This window comes from Flavivirga rizhaonensis, assembly GCF_004791695.1.
Lineage (GTDB): Bacteria > Bacteroidota > Bacteroidia > Flavobacteriales > Flavobacteriaceae > Flavivirga > Flavivirga rizhaonensis.
Genome location: NZ_SRSO01000026.1, coordinates 20,429 through 35,797 on the forward strand (window position 1 = coordinate 20,429; position 15,369 = coordinate 35,797).

10 protein-coding genes are annotated in these 15,369 nt (G+C 33.2%); 6 read left to right on the forward strand and 4 right to left on the reverse strand.

The features are described from left to right. Positions 1-89 precede the first annotated feature (89 nt). The 3 genes from gatB/aspS to EM932_RS16295 are packed head-to-tail and all read right to left on the reverse strand — an operon-like array spanning position 90 to position 5,101. Positions 90-3,428, reverse strand: coding sequence for a bifunctional amidotransferase subunit GatB/aspartate--tRNA ligase AspS (gene gatB/aspS / locus EM932_RS16285; protein ID WP_135878267.1), 3,339 nt, complete (start codon positions 3,426-3,428; stop codon positions 90-92). Continuing rightward, the gene (locus tag EM932_RS16290) at positions 3,428-4,828 is read right to left on the reverse strand and encodes an amidase family protein (RefSeq protein ID WP_135878268.1); all 1,401 of its coding nucleotides are present in this window, start codon (positions 4,826-4,828) and stop codon (positions 3,428-3,430) included. The genes gatB/aspS and EM932_RS16290 overlap by 1 nt, the downstream gene beginning before the upstream one ends. A gap of 3 nt (positions 4,829-4,831) precedes the next feature. Beyond that, positions 4,832-5,101: an Asp-tRNA(Asn)/Glu-tRNA(Gln) amidotransferase subunit GatC gene (locus EM932_RS16295; RefSeq protein WP_211344305.1), complete on the reverse strand. Its 270-nt coding sequence runs from the start codon at positions 5,099-5,101 to the stop codon at positions 4,832-4,834. 707 nt (positions 5,102-5,808) lie between these two features. Between EM932_RS16295 and gyrB the strand changes: the two genes are divergently transcribed. Further along, entirely contained in the window at positions 5,809-7,758 is a 1,950-nt protein-coding gene (gene gyrB / locus EM932_RS16300; RefSeq protein WP_135878269.1) for a DNA topoisomerase (ATP-hydrolyzing) subunit B, read from the forward strand. Between the two features lie 517 nt (positions 7,759-8,275). On the opposite strand, the gene EM932_RS16305 is transcribed toward gyrB, so the two are convergent. After that, positions 8,276-8,413, reverse strand: coding sequence for a LacI family DNA-binding transcriptional regulator (locus EM932_RS16305; protein ID WP_135878270.1), 138 nt, complete (start codon positions 8,411-8,413; stop codon positions 8,276-8,278). Between the two features lie 157 nt (positions 8,414-8,570). Between EM932_RS16305 and EM932_RS16310 the strand changes: the two genes are divergently transcribed. From EM932_RS16310 to mdh, 5 genes are all read left to right on the forward strand, one after another. Beyond that, positions 8,571-9,977, forward strand: coding sequence for a 3-keto-disaccharide hydrolase (locus EM932_RS16310; protein ID WP_135878271.1), 1,407 nt, complete (start codon positions 8,571-8,573; stop codon positions 9,975-9,977). 14 nt (positions 9,978-9,991) lie between these two features. Then, positions 9,992-11,329 carry a Gfo/Idh/MocA family oxidoreductase gene (locus EM932_RS16315; RefSeq protein WP_135878272.1) on the forward strand — a complete coding sequence of 446 codons (1,338 nt, stop codon included), beginning with the start codon at positions 9,992-9,994 and terminating at the stop codon, positions 11,327-11,329. 7 nt (positions 11,330-11,336) lie between these two features. Next, positions 11,337-12,530 (forward strand): Gfo/Idh/MocA family protein, encoded by a 1,194-nt coding sequence (locus tag EM932_RS16320; RefSeq protein WP_135878273.1) that lies wholly within the window; start codon positions 11,337-11,339, stop codon positions 12,528-12,530. Between the two features lie 510 nt (positions 12,531-13,040). Then, positions 13,041-14,051, forward strand: coding sequence for a DUF6588 family protein (locus EM932_RS16325; protein ID WP_135878274.1), 1,011 nt, complete (start codon positions 13,041-13,043; stop codon positions 14,049-14,051). 229 nt (positions 14,052-14,280) lie between these two features. Further along, positions 14,281-15,207, forward strand: coding sequence for a malate dehydrogenase (gene mdh / locus EM932_RS16330; RefSeq protein ID WP_135878275.1), 927 nt, complete (start codon positions 14,281-14,283; stop codon positions 15,205-15,207). Positions 15,208-15,369 lie beyond the last annotated feature (162 nt).

A 15,369-nucleotide genomic window follows, 5' to 3' on the forward strand; every position in this document is an offset into this window, starting at 1 on the left:
ATTATGTTTTTGAGATTTTTCGACTGCGCTCAAAATGACAGGTTTTAAGCTTTTCAGACCTCTTTATAGTATTTTAAAATGTGTAAAAATTATTTTTTCATCACTTTTACATTCATTTCTTCAACTTTTTTATTTGATAATACAGAAGGTGCACCAAATAGTAAATCTTCACTGGTTCCAGTTTTTGGGAACGCCATAACCTCGCGAATGGATGCTTTTTTCTCTAATATCATCATCAATCTATCAACACCCCAGGCTATTCCGCCATGTGGTGGTGCTCCGTAATGGAAGGATTTATACATCGTACCAACGCTTTTAAGCATCTCTTCTTTATTGTACCCCATATTTTTATAGGTAGCTTCCAGAATTTCAGGTTTGTGAGCACGAACAGAACCACCTCCAATCTCGTAACCATTTAAGATGAGGTCATATTGTTGTGCAATAATGCTTCCAATTTCGGCTTCTTTGCCATTCATATGCTTATCAATATCATAAATAGCTGGCATTGAGAATGGATTATGAGTAAATGTCCAACGACCTTCATCTGTTTTTTCAAACATAGGGAAGTCCACTACCCAAGCAGGCCTTAATTCCTTCGGATTGATTAAACGTAACATGCTACCAAGTTCTTGACGAACTGCATCTAATGCCTTATTCGCTGTGGCATAGTCTGCGGCAGAGAAAAATACAATGTCACCAACCTGTGCATTGGTTGCTTTAATGATACCAGCAGCAATATCTTCACCTAAAAATTTAATGATTGGCGATTGCAAATCGTTTTCATTAACAATAATATATGCTAAACCGCCTAAGCCATGTTGTTGGGCGATAGCTGTTAACTTTTCTATTTGCCCTTTGGATAAGCGTTTCTTTCCTTGTTCTTCAGCAGATATTTTAATACATTTTACAATACCGCCTTCTTCAATAGGTTTACTAAATACCTGAAAGGTCGTGTCTTTTACAACGTCTGTAATATCCTGTAATTGTAAGCCAAAACGTAAATCGGGTCTATCACAACCGTATTTGTCCATTGCCTCTTTATAAGTAATGACTTCAAACGGATGCAAAATCCATTTTTTACCGTATATTTTCTTAACTATATCATTGAACATATTCGTGTTCAAATCTATAATTTGCTGCATACTGGCATATGCCATTTCTATATCTAACTGTGTAAATTCTGGTTGACGATCACCACGGGAGTCTTCATCTCTAAAACAACGCGCAATTTGGAAATATTTCTCATAACCACTTACCATGAGCATTTGTTTAAATTGCTGAGGTGCTTGTGGCAAGGTATAAAATGCGCCTGCCTGTTTACGTGTTGGTACTATAAATTCTCTAGCACCTTCGTCTGTTCCTGCGCTTAAAATAGGCGTTTCAATTTCTAAGAAATGTTGTTCGTCTAAAACATCACGCATTAATTTAATCACCTTATGGCGGTTAATAATGACTCTACGAACATCATCATTCCTGTGATCTAAATATTTATATTGAAAACGAGTGGTTTCATTTGTTTTAGTTGCTCTTTTTATCTCGAAAGGAAGTGTTTTAGAGAGGTTTAAAATTTCTAATTCGTAAGCTTCTAATTCTATTGTTCCAGTTCTTAAAGTAGCGTTATAATCGTCTTCTTTACGTTGTACAAGCGTTCCTGTAACTGTTATAACCGATTCCGGTTTTAATTTTACTAGTTCGTCTAAATTAGCAAATGATTCTCTGCTTAAGCGTACTTGAAAAACTTCGTAACTAGAATCTCTTAAATCTATAAAAATAAGTTCACCATGATCACGAACACTCGATACCCATCCAGAGAAAGTGACTTTCTCAGAAATATTGTCTTCAGAAATATCAGAAACCAAATGTGTTCTGTATTCGTCTTTTATAACAATAGGAATTTCTGGTAATGTTTCTTCCTGTATGTTAGTTGGTTGTTGCTGGCTGTTTGTTGTTGGTTGCTCGTTGGCTATTTGAGAACCCTGGTTTTCTAACCCCGAACCTTGCAATTGGTTAAGAATTTCTTCGCGAATTACTTTTCCAGAGGCACCTTTTCCAATAATAGCGATGACTTTACCAACTAAAATACCGGCCTTTCCTTGGTTTCCACTTTTAATATCGTTAGCAACGGCTTCGTTTTCAGAAATTACCTTTTTAATAGCTTCCTGAATTTGAGTTTCAGAAATCGTATGGTCTTCAAAATATTTGTTATAATCGAAATTTCTATCTTTTAGATATGATGTAATGGCGTTTTGAACGAGCACAGACGTTATTTTTTCATCTCTAAACAGTTCGAAAATCTCAATAAGGTGTTCAATTCTATGAATATCGGCGTAGTCATCTGCACCAATGTTATTAACTAATGTTTTTGCAACAAAAGAAGGGTCTTTAAGTTTGTTATTTATTGCAATAAAGGTTTCAGAACGTAACGAATCTGCTGTGAAAAATTTAGCATCTTGTGGTAATACGCCTCCTTTAATCAGAATAGATTCAACAGCAAATGGAAGTACGCTGGTATCCACCTGAATATTGTCTACAACGTCTTTAATCGAAACAAAAGGTAAGTCTGGTTCTGAAATAAAACGATAATCGGCTTCAAACTCTTTTTTACGCATCGTTTTGGTCTGCTTTAATTCGGCATCCCATAAAACGGTCGTTTGTTCTGGTCTAAACTCTTTGTGCTCTATATAATAGTTGAATTGTTTTTCAACTTCTTCCTTTAAAGCCTCTACCATAAACTTAAACGAGTTTAAGTTTTTAATTTCGGTACGCGGGTTTAAATTGTAGCTGTGTTTTTTGCGAAGTGATACAGATACATCCGATTTAAACTCACCTTTTTCAAGGTTTGCTTCTGATATTTTTAAATTCTGAACAATGCGTTGAATGTATTGCGCGTAAATAGAAGCATCTTCAATATGACGAATACATGGCTCGGTTACAATTTCAATAAGCGGCACGCCAGCTTTATTAAAATCGACTAACGATACTGTTTTTTCGTGCATCAATTTGGCAGCATCTTCCTCAATATGTACCTGCGTTAAGTTAACGGTAAATTGAGATCCGTCATTTCGGAAACAAGAGACTTGTCCGTCTGGTATAATTGGGTTATGAAACTGCGTAATCTGAATATTTTTTGGATTATCTGGGTATTCATAATGTTTCCTGTCCCAGGAAATTACTTCGTTTTCAAAAGACGATTTTACGGCTTTTCCAAAATAAATGGCTTTGTTTATAGCCTCTTTATTAATAGCAGGTAATACACCCATTTGTCCTGTGCAAACAGAACATATATTTTCGTTTGGGATTTCTATTTCTTGATTTGGACAAGCACAAAATAACTTGGTTTTAGTATTTAATCGAACATGCGTTTCCAGTCCAATAACCAATTCTAATTCGTGGGCTTTTAATGCCGCGTCTAATTGTTCCAGTTCCATTATATCGTATCTTTTAAGAAGTTAGCAAACTTCAAAACGAGTTCGTCATTATTTTTTGCTGCAGTAACCTGTAAGCCCGTTTGGGTGCCTTGAGGTACTGTTAAGGTTGGCAGTTGCCCCAAGCTAAATCCTACGGTGTAAGCATCAGACAAATACATAGCCAGCGGGTCTTTTAAGCTATCTCCAATTTTGGGTGGTGTACTAGGAGTAACAGGAGATAAGATAATATCCACCGCTTCAAAATCCTTTTCAAAATTCTCAGAAATAGCATCTCTTAAAGCTAGGCCTTTTAAATAGATTTCATCAGAAAATCCTTGAGATAATACTTGATTACCACCAACAATTCTGCGCTTGGTTTCTTCCGAGAATTTCTCAGATCGTGTTATGGCGTAAGATTCCTTTAAATCTTTATCATCAATACGGTCACCATAATTAGTACCGTCTAAGCGAGATAAATTAGAAGCTGTTTCAGCCATAGCCAGGGTGTAATAAGTAGAAACCAAAATATCAGATTTAAAGAAATCCAGTTCTTTTACTTGAATACCTTTTGCTTTTATTTTTTCAATCGATGCTAAAAAGTCTTCTTTAATTTGTGCATCAATCGCTTCACTTTCAATAAAGTTTTTAAAATAACCAATGGTTTTAATATTAGTCGCATTTAAAATACTTGATTCTTCAATGACCTCAGAAGTATAAGTTGTTTGGTCTTTCGTGTCTTTTCCACTCATTGCGTTTAAAACAATACGAATATCTTCTACAGATTTTGCTAAAGGACCAACACAATCTGTTGATGATGCATAAGCCATTAAACCATAACGGGATATACGTCCGTAAGTTGGTTTTAAGCCATATACATTATTATAACCTGCTGGTTGACGTACAGAACCGCCTGTATCCCCTCCAATAGAAAAAACAGTATAGTCTTTAGCAACATTTACGGCAGAACCTCCGCTGGAACCTCCTCCAACTAATTCTGGATTTACGGCGTTTTTAACAGCTCCAAAAATGGTGTTTTCGCTAGACGATCCATGGCCGAAACTATCACAGTTTTCTTTTACTATAGGTATAGCGCCTGCATTTAGTAATTTTTGAATGGCTGTGGCTGTGTATGGCGATTTATAATTTTTAAGTAAATCTGAACTTGCAGTTGCATAAGTACCTTGTAGCATATACACATCTTTAACGCCAAACGGAATACCTTCAAGCAAACCAATGGTTTCTCCATTGGCAATTTTGGCATCCACATTGATAGCTTTCTCTAAAGCAAATTCAGATAATAAAGCGTTTACCGTATTGTGGGTGTTCTCTTTAAGAGCGTTTAGTTTTTCTTGTATCAAATCGACACAAGATATCTTCTTATCAACCAATTGTTGATGGATTTGTTGTATTTGAGATTCCATAACTTATGCATCTATAACTTTAGAAACTACTAAATAGCCAGCTTTCTCTTTCGGGAAATTGTCTTTAATGATTTGTTTTTCCAAAGTAGAACTTTCAACCACGATATCATCCCGCAAATTATTTAAAGACACACAATTATTATGATTATTATTAAAGGGATTATTATTTGTAGTTTGTGCATTTTTAATTACGTCAAATAATTTGCTCACGGCCTCAGAAGGTTGAGCCCCTTTAATACTCGACAATACGTCGACTGTCATAATTTTACTCATGGTATAATTTTTAGATTAACAAAAAAGCCTTCCAAATTTGGAAGGCTTTTTATATTTTTAAACAATAACCTTCCGATCCTAAAAATTAGGATTATTGAAATTATTATTGTTGTTGTTTTTTGTCATAATACTTTTCTGTTGTCAAATATATACAGAATAAATTTACTAAACATCATTTTTTCCTTATCTAATATTTTTATTGTCAAATTAATAAAAAACTTAAAATTAATTTATTAGTTCTACAATGATTATTCGTTTAGGTTTAATTCTCGACAGATTTTTTTGTTATAAATCAAAAAAATGATTTTTTGTCTGTTTTATTGGTCAAACCGTAACTCCATAAAATTGTAATAATTTTTAAGTATAAACCTATTGAAACTTGCTTGAATTTCTTTTTTAGATTTTAGTACAAAAAGTTATTGGAAATTAATATAACTTTTTTTGAGTAAAGTCGAAATTTATCCTCTAAGCAGTTTTAATGTTTTCTGATTTTACCGATCGCATAAAAAATAGTTAAAATCCATTTTAAGATGCTTTTTAGATGATTTAAGACGTTTTTAAGAAATTAACAATTGTTGATAATTATTGGATAAAGTCTCTGAAATGCTTTTTAAAGGTAGGTTGATTTTGTATATTTGTTAGAACTGGGAAATGATGCATTAGCGTCATTTTTTTTGTAATAATAAGACAAAATTTAACTAAACAATATGAGTCAAGAAAAGGAAGAATTTAATAAGCATAATTATTCAGCTGATAGTATTCAGGCTTTAGAAGGTATGGAGCATGTGCGTATGCGTCCATCCATGTATATTGGAGATGTTGGAACAAGAGGGTTGCATCATTTAGTATACGAAGTAGTAGATAACTCTATTGATGAAGCGCTAGCAGGTCATTGTAACAACATTACTGTGACTATTAATGAAGATAATTCTATTACTACCGAAGATGACGGTCGTGGTATTCCAGTAGACTTGCATAAAAAGGAAGGTGTCTCAGCACTTGAGGTTGTAATGACTAAAATTGGAGCTGGTGGTAAGTTTGATAAAGATTCTTACAAAGTATCTGGTGGATTACACGGTGTTGGTGTAAGTTGTGTAAATGCCCTTTCAGAAAATTTAAAGGCTACTGTCTATAGAGAAGGTAAAATTTATGAGCAGGAATATGAACGTGGAAAAGCTATGTATCCTGTAAAATCTATTGGTGATACTGATAAAAGAGGAACTACGGTTACTTTTAAACCAGATTCTACTATTTTTACTCAAACCTTAGAGTATAGTTACGATACTTTAGCAAGTCGTTTGAGGGAGTTGGCGTATTTAAATAAGGGAATCACAGTTCATCTAGTTGATAAGAGAACTAAAAAAGAAGATGGCGAATTTGAAGGTGAGACGTTTCATTCTGAAGAAGGATTAAAAGAATTTATCAAGTATTTGGATGCGACTCGCGAACCTTTAATGAAAGATGTTATTGCCTTTGAAGGAGAGAAAAACGGTGTGCCTGTAGAAGTAGCTATGATTTATAATACATCATATGCAGAGAATTTACATTCTTATGTAAATAATATTAATACACACGAAGGAGGAACACACTTATCTGGGTTTAGACGTGGACTAACACATACCCTGAAAAAGTTTGCAGACGGTTCGGGCATGTTAGATAAGTTGAAGTTCGATATAGCAGGTGATGATTTCCGTGAAGGGTTAACAGCGATTATTTCTGTAAAAGTTCAAGAACCTCAATTTGAAGGACAAACAAAAACAAAGCTAGGAAATAGGGAAGTGTCGGCTTCTGTAAGTCAGGCAGTTTCTGAAATGTTAACCGATTATTTAGAAGAACATCCAGATGATGCCAAAACCATCGTTCAGAAAGTAATCCTGGCTGCTCAAGCGCGTCATGCTGCTCAGAAAGCACGTGAAATGGTTCAGCGTAAAACGGTTATGTCCATTGGAGGGCTCCCTGGGAAATTATCTGACTGTTCAGAGCAAGACCCAGCTAAATGTGAAGTTTTTCTTGTTGAGGGTGATTCGGCGGGTGGAACTGCTAAACAAGGTCGTGATAGAGCATTTCAAGCAATCCTTCCGCTTCGTGGAAAAATATTGAATGTAGAAAAAGCCATGCAGCATAAGGTATTCGAAAACGAAGAGATTAAAAATATATTTACTGCGCTTGGTGTTACTATTGGTACAGAAGAAGATAGTAAAGCATTAAACCTTTCTAAATTACGTTATCATAAAGTAGTTATTATGTGTGATGCCGATATTGATGGTAGTCATATTGCGACTTTAATTTTAACATTCTTTTTTAGATATATGAAAGAATTAATTGAGAATGGACATATCTACATAGCAACACCACCTCTTTATTTGGTTAAGAGAGGTGCTAAGAAAAGATATGCCTGGAGTGATAAAGAACGTGATGATATTGTAACTGATTTTGGAGATGGAAGTAAAATACAACGTTATAAAGGTCTTGGAGAGATGAATGCAGAACAACTTTGGGATACTACTATGAATCCGGAATTTAGAACGATGCGTTTAGTACAAATAGATAATGGTACTGAAGCTGATAGGATTTTCTCTATGCTAATGGGAGATGAAGTGCCACCTCGTAGAGATTTTATTGAAAAGAATGCTATTTATGCAAATATTGATGCTTAGTTAAAAAGCAAAATAGGTTTACTTTTTTAATACCCCTGATATTTTATATTAGGGGTATTTGTTTTTAAAAGCGTTTTATTAAAAATGATAATAGGTAGAGAAGTATGTAGTAGCTTGTGTTTGCATCAAGCAAAATCAATATTTTCTTTAGAAACTATTCGTAATGCAGAATGGTAAATGAGTTCAGGCTTTTTATTAAGTAACGTGAGCTCGATATATTAAAGCTTAACAATCGGTTGTTTAATTGTTTTAATAAAGAAACTATGTCATTATAAATGACAAATACTTGAAAATCATTGATTTAATGTTATTTTTCATAAAAAAATTAAATTGAACTGACGTTAAGTAAAAGATAACCGCTTAAAAGCTTTATACCCATGGAGACTGGGTTCTTGTCTAATTAAAAAAGAGATACTTTCATTTTTTTTTAATTATTGTTTTTATCATTTGCATTTTATCCAACCATTTTAATGTTTTGAAATATGTTTCTAAATAATTAGCGATTGAGTTAGCATAATTATTCTCCTTCAATTATTTTGTCAATATGAGCTTTGGTTTTTTTAGAAAATCTAGATTTATTGTTTATTACTCTATCAATAATAGTACCTATTGATACATTGGCTTTTTTTGCTATATCTTTAATTGTTACCAACACTTAAGAATTATTTAATTAATAGTATACTTAATTGCTAAAAACACAAAATGATTTGTATTATTTTATCTTAATAAATTTTGTGCGTTTCGTATAAATTCATAATTTTACGTGTACGTACACGAATTCACGATTTAGAATAACTTATTTTTATAAAACTATGATACAATTAAAATCAAAACTATTTTTTATAACGAGCCTTGTTCTTGTCGGTTTTATAGGCGTTAAAACTTATTCGCAAGTAAATGAAGACGGATGGGTAACACTTTTTAATGGGAAGAATTTTGATGGATGGAAACAGTTAAATGGGACAGCCGAATATATTATAGAGAATAATGAAATTGTAGGGATAACTAAAACTAATACTCCAAACAGTTTTTTATGTACTGAAAAAAACTATGGCAATTTTATTTTAGAATTTGAAATTCTAGCGGACCCTTTGATTAACACGGGTGTGCAATTTAGATCTAATAGCTTTAAAGATTATAAAAAAGGAAGGGTTCATGGGTACCAATTTGAAATAGACCCTAGTGCTCGTGCTTTTAGTGGAGGTATTTATGATGAATCCAGAAGAGCATGGCTGTATCCATTGTCACTTAATTCAAAAGGAAGAAAAGCTTTTATAAATGGTGTTTGGAATAAATGTAGGGTGGAGGCTGTTGGTAACTCTATTAGAACGTGGATTAATGGTGTACAATGTTCTAGTTTAGTTGATGATTTAACAGCATCTGGATTTATTGGTCTTCAGGTACATAGTATTGGGACTAATGAGGCTCGTGCTGGCAAGAAAATAAAATGGAGAAATATTAGGATAAAGACTGATAATTTGGAAAAGGAAAGTTGGGTGCCTGATCCACAAGTTCGTGAGGTGAGTTATTTGATTAATAAAATTACAGATAACGAAAAAAGAAATGGATGGCGATTATTATGGGATGGAAAAACAACCAATGGATGGAAAGGCGCAAAAACGGCTCAATTTCCAAAATCAGGATGGGAAATAAATAATGGTGTTTTATCTATTTTAGCTACAGATGGAGGAGAATCTACTGGTCCAGGTGATATTATTACAAAAGATGTTTTTAGTGATTTTGAATTAGAATTAGAATTTAAAATAACAAAGGGAGCAAATAGCGGAATTAAATATTTTGTAGATCCGGAACTCAATAAAGGACCAGGTTCTGCAATTGGTTGTGAATTTCAAATTTTAGATGATAACAACCATCCAGATGCAAAAGCGGGAACAGGGGGTAATAGGACTATTGCTTCGTTGTATGATTTAATAGCAGCAGAAAATCTTTCAATTCAAGGGAGGGCTAAGCAATTTAAAGGTATTGGCCGTTGGAATCAAGCAAGAATAGTTGTAAAAAATGGTAAAGTCCAACACTGGTTAAATAATGAAAAGACTATTGAATATGATAGATTCTCTCAAATGTTTAGAGCCTTAGTAGCTTATAGTAAATATAATAAATGGCCAGAATTTGGTCAATGGGCAAGTGGTCACATTTTATTGCAAGATCATGGAGATACAGTACATTTTAGAAGTATAAAAATAAGAGAGTTTAATTAAAAAGAGCTTTACGCATGAGTTCAAACAGAAGAGATTTTATAAAAAAAGCGACAATAGGAGCCGTTGGGGTTGCATTTACTGGAGGCTTAACAGGTGTATCAGCCCAAAGTTATTCGAGAATTCTTGGAGCAAATGATCATATAGGTTGTGCAGTTATTGGAGTACGTAGCAGGGCGAAAGCACATATTATAGCAATTCATCAAGATTTAAATGCTAAGATACTTTATAATTGTGATGTAGATGATACCATTTTAGAGAAACACAATGTTTGGTGCAAAGAAAATATTGGTTATATCCCTAAAGTAGAAAAAGATTTTCGAAAGGTTTTAGAAGATAAAGCTGTGGATGCTGTTTTTATTGCAACGCCAGAACATTGGCATGCACCTATGGCAATTTTAGCTATGCAAGCAGGAAAACATGTGTATGTAGAGAAACCTTGCAGCCATAACCCTTATGAAAATGATCTTTTAGTTGCTGCTCAAAAGAAGTATGGTAAAAAAGTGCAAATGGGTAACCAGCAACGTTCTGCCCAAACATCTATGAATGCTATAAAAGATATTAGAGCAGGAATTATTGGAAATGTATACAAAGGTGAGGCTTATTATTCAAATAATAGAGGGTCAATAGGAATAGGAAACAAAATAGATATTCCTAAAACATTAGATTGGGAATTGTGGCAAGGACCAGCTCCTAGAAAAGACTATAAGGACAATATTCACCCTTATAACTGGCATTGGTTCCGTAGTTGGGGAACGGGGGAAATCCATAATAATGGTACTCATGAAATTGATATTTGCCGATGGGCTTTAGGTGTTAACTTGCCAGAAAGCATTACTTCATTTGGAGGAAAGTATACTTATAAAGATGATTGGGAATTTGTAGATAATCAGCAAGTAACTTATAAATTTGAAAATGATAAATTTATTACATGGACTGGGCATAGTAGAGGTATAATGAAGCCAAAAAGAGCTGGTAGAGGTGCAACCATTTACGGGAGCAAAGGATCTATACAATTAGATCGTAACTTTTATAAGTTATTCGATTTACAAGGCAACCCTATTAAGGAAGAACTGGAGAAATCAGCTAGTGCCACAACAAATACAAGAGGGATAGGGGGCTTAGATGTTTATCATGTTGATAATTTCTTTGATGCGATACGAAAAGACAAAAATTTAAATTCTGATATTCAAGATGCTAGTATTTCAACGATGTTATGTCATTTAGGTAATATGGCCCAGGATGCAGGAGAAACTTTAAAAATAGATTCTAAAACGGGTAAAGTTTTGAACAATGATAAAGTAATGAAGCATTGGAAAAGAGAATATCAAGAAGGTTGGGAACCTAAATTATAAATAAAAAATGAAGAGAAGGGAATTTTTAACTAAAAGTGGTCTCGTGTCTGCTGGAATTGTTGCTAGCGTACCTGTTTTACAAGCTATGTCCAAAAAAATTGCTAGCAATAACATGATTCATATAGGTGTTATAGGAACTGGAGATAGAGGTGGTGGACTTATACCTATTCTAAATACTATTGAAGGAATTAATGTTTCTGCTGTTTGTGATGTACTACCTTTTCGATTAGAAAAAGGGCTTTCAAAAACCGAAAACAAAGCAAAAGCATATACTAATTATAAGAAGTTGCTAAATAATAAAGACATTGATGCTGTATTAATAGCCACACCTTTTAATACCCATGCCGCCATAGCTATAGATGCTATAGATGCAGGTAAGCATGTATATTGTGAAAAAACAATGGCTAAGAGTTTAATAGGAATAGATGATTTAGTAAAAAAAGCATCTAATACTAAAACAATTTTCCAAACAGGTCATCAATATCATAGTTCAAAACTTTATAAGCATGTTGTAGAATTTATTAAAAAGGGTGAGCTGGGGCAAATAGCATCTTTTGAATGCCAATGGAATAGAAATGGTAATTGGCGTAGACCGGTACCAGAGCCATCTTTAGAGCGTGATATAAATTGGAGAATGTACAAAGAATATTCTGGAGGAATGGCAGCAGAATTATGTTCTCATCAAATAGACTTTGTGAATTGGGTTTTAGGTGAAAATCCTAAAAAAATTATGGGTACAGGAGGTATTGACTATTGGAAGGATGGACGAGAGACTTTTGATAATATTCATTTATTGTTTGAATATCCGAGCGGTGTAAAAGCAAAATTCACGTGTTTAACTAACAATGCATTAGGGGATTACCAAATAAAAATTCACGGTAGTAAAGGAACTATTTTGTTAGATTATACAAAGGCGTGGATTTATTATGAAAATGGTTATAAAAAAGAATTGGCCGATGTTGATGGTGTATCTGGTGCTACGTCAAATACTCATTTACAAGGAAAAGGAATTCCTATAAATATATCTCACATAAATCCAAGCAAACAAGCCTTAGTAGATTTTAGGAACTCTATTTTAGATAATAAAATGCCTGTTTCAAATATTTATACAGGAGCAAATACGGCTGTTGCAGTACAGCTATCTTTAGATGCTATGTATAATGAAGAAATTCAATATTGGAAAGAGAGTTATTCTTATTGATATAAATAACGTGAGTTTGACATATTAAAAACCGACAGTCAATTATTTAACTGTTTTAATAAAGAAACTATGTCATTCCGAATGCTACGGAGGGTAAAATATATTTTACTTGAACGTATATAGCGTAGCTATTGAGGAGGAATCCCATCCTTATGAGGTTTCTCGAAAGTTTATCTTGAGTACTTCGACTACGTTCAGCATAAACTAAAGTCGAAAGGCTCATACTTCGCTCTGTCAAAATGACAAACACTTGAAAATCATTGATTTAATATTGTTTTTCATAAAAAAATTAAATAGAAACTGACGTTAAATCGAATAATTACGATTTATAATATTTATATCTGTATTTTAAAAAAAGGATTAAAAATAGCTGTGAAATAATTTTATGACCAAGGAGGCTTCTACATCTTGATTCTGTATAATAAAATCGATTAAAAGTAAATTTTATCGATTAAAAGTTGTTTTGTATAATTTTTTTTATACTTTTGTTTTAACCAAATTGACAAAAGAATGAAAAAGTTAACCTTATTTATGTTGTTGTGTTTAGCAACAATTACTTCAAAAGCCCAAGAGTTAGAAAATATTTTACTTGCTTCTAGGGATGATGCAAACAAATTAACTGAAGCTTATATCAGTCCTGCTATGAAAGGATTGATTTATAGCATGAATAGTGGATGGTATCATACCGCTAAAGTTCATAAAAAATTAGGCTTTGATGTTACAATTGGCTTTAATGCTTCTATGGTGCCTTCAGAAGATGAAATCATGACCTTCGCTAATTTGGGATTGTCTAATAATATAGCGTTTTCCTCTCCAACAAGTCCGACACTTGCAGGATCTGGAGACGGAGCTCAAGCTAGTATTACTCAAACCTATAACGGACAAAGTATTTCAGTTGAATTGTTGGCTTTACCTGATGGTATTAGTGAAGATTTACCTTTAAAAGCTATTCCTACACCTTCAATACAGTTAAGTGTGGGATTACCTTATAAATTTGATGTTATGTTGCGTTTGGTTCCAGAAGTAGGAGACGATGATGCAAAGGGTAAGTTATTTGGAGTTGGACTTAAAAGAGAAATAACAAGTATTTTTGGACCTTTAGATAAATTGCCTTTACACGTATCTTTATTGGCAGCCTATACGTCTATGGATGTTAATTATGCTATTGATCAAAGTACTTTTTCTGGTCAAAATCAAAATGCAGAGTTTAAGTTAAACTCATTTACAGCTCAGGCTATAGCATCCTTAAATTTTCCAATAATTAATGTCTATGGAGGCGTTGGTTATACTGGAGGAAGCTCAACTTTAAAAATGTTAGGTACTTACCAGTTAGAATATACTGCGGGTTCTAATTCGATAACTGAGGAAATTGTAGATCCTATAGATTTAGATTTTGATACAAGTGGTTTAAGAGGAACATTGGGAGTTAGATTAAGTCTTGGCTTCTTTAAGCTTTTTGCAGATTATACGTTACAAGAGTACAATACATTATCTGCAGGAATGGCATTTAGTTTTAGATAAAAATTAAAAAAAAAGACATTTAGTTTAGTTAGTTTATATTTTCGTTAATTAGTTTAAAGAGTACAAGATTTAATCTTGTACTTTTTTTATTTAGAGTATATTAATTTGTAATTTAGCATGATCAAAATCATATAATTTAGGCTTTTAAATTGTGAGATTTGTGTCAGTGAAATTTCGTCAAAAAGAAATAATCAAAAAGTTACAAATAACAATAAAAAATAATAAATACATGAAAGTTACAGTTGTAGGAGCAGGAGCAGTAGGCGCAAGTTGTGCAGAGTATATTGCTATTAAAGATTTTGCTTCAGAAGTCGTTTTATTAGACATTAAAGAAGGTTATGCAGAAGGAAAAGCCATGGATTTAATGCAAACTGCATCATTGAATGGTTTTGACACTAAAATAACCGGTATAACAAACGATTACAGTAAAACAGCAAATAGTGATATTTGTGTAATAACCTCAGGGATTCCTCGTAAACCAGGAATGACACGTGAAGAATTAATAGGAATTAATGCCGGTATTGTAAAAGCAGTATCATCAAGTTTAATAGAGCATTCTCCAAATACAATTCTTATAGTTGTGAGTAATCCAATGGATACCATGACGTATTTAGCACATAAATCAACTAACTTACCTAAAAATAAAATCATTGGTATGGGGGGGGCTTTAGATTCTGCTCGATTTAAGTATAGATTAGCAGAAGCTTTAGGTGCTCCTATTAGTGATGTTGATGGTATGGTAATTGGCGGACATAGTGATACAGGTATGGTACCATTAACAAGCCATGCAACTAGAAACAGTATTAAAGTATCTGAGTTTTTAAGTGATGATAGATTAAATCAAGTAAAAGAGGATACTAAAGTAGGTGGAGCTACACTTACTAAATTATTAGGGACTTCTGCTTGGTATGCACCTGGTGCTGCAGTAAGTGCTTTGGTACAAGCCATTGCTTGTGATCAGAAAAAAATGTTCCCATGTTCTACGTTTTTAGAAGGAGAATATGGTTTAAATGATATCTGTATTGGAGTGCCCGTTATTTTAGGTAGAAATGGTATTGAAAGTATTGTTGATATACCACTAAGCGATGCTGAAAAAGCACACATGCAATCTAGTGCAGAAGGCGTTAGAAAAACAAACGGTTTATTAGAATTATAAAAGTTTATTTTTTAGACACCAAAAATTAAGAAATAATATAACATTCAATACTTTATAGTATATATTTATATAAAGACTGTAGAAATACAGTCTTTATTTTTTTATATTTGGGACTTGAAACATCTAAGACAAGATCTTCGCAATTAGAGAAAAGTTTATTAG